The organism is Mesorhizobium sp. M0028, assembly GCF_040323855.1.
Lineage (GTDB): Bacteria > Pseudomonadota > Alphaproteobacteria > Rhizobiales > Rhizobiaceae > Mesorhizobium.
On sequence record NZ_JAMYVG010000057.1, the window covers coordinates 1 to 517 of the forward strand.

A 517-nucleotide genomic window follows, 5' to 3' on the forward strand; every position below is an offset into this window, starting at 1 on the left:
ATCCCAGGTTACGACTTCCCACATTCCATCATCGACCACATCAAGGTGAACCGAGGCCAGCAAATCGACCTGAAAGGCGAGGTCACTCGCATCGACGAGGACACCGTGACGATCGACCTGTGGCCGCTGGTCACGGTCGACCGTGACAAGGTCCGGCTAATGGAGAAATATCGGCCGCCAAAACGACGAAAGGCACTTGTCGTTGCCCCGGATTAGAACCGACAACATCGCGACAGGCTATGAGGGCAGGCCGCATGACGGGCCGGTAGAGGACGAGTCGAAGCACTTTGTCTACTGCCCAGTCTGCGGCCAAACGTTCGACGCGCGCGATCTTGGACAGGTGTTCCACCACGCTGAGCCGCAGCACGAGCCGCTTCCGGTCGAGCAATAGTCCAGCTAGTTGAGCTCCGGCGGCAGACCGACGTTGAGACCCTTCAGCGCGCCGCACGTTGGATGAGAAAAGGGTGCTGCGTGCACCGCGCCTTCCCCGCGCGCCGATGTTCCACCTGGACCGCAA

Annotated in this window: 1 protein-coding gene; it reads left to right on the top strand. The window is 60.9% G+C overall.

Annotated features, from left to right (window positions below; all coding sequences use genetic code 11):
• Positions 1-216: KOW domain-containing RNA-binding protein (locus tag NKJ93_RS33540; protein ID WP_502904425.1), on the top strand; the 216-nt coding region annotated here is incomplete at its 5' end.
• Between the last annotated feature and the right edge of the window lie 301 nt (positions 217-517).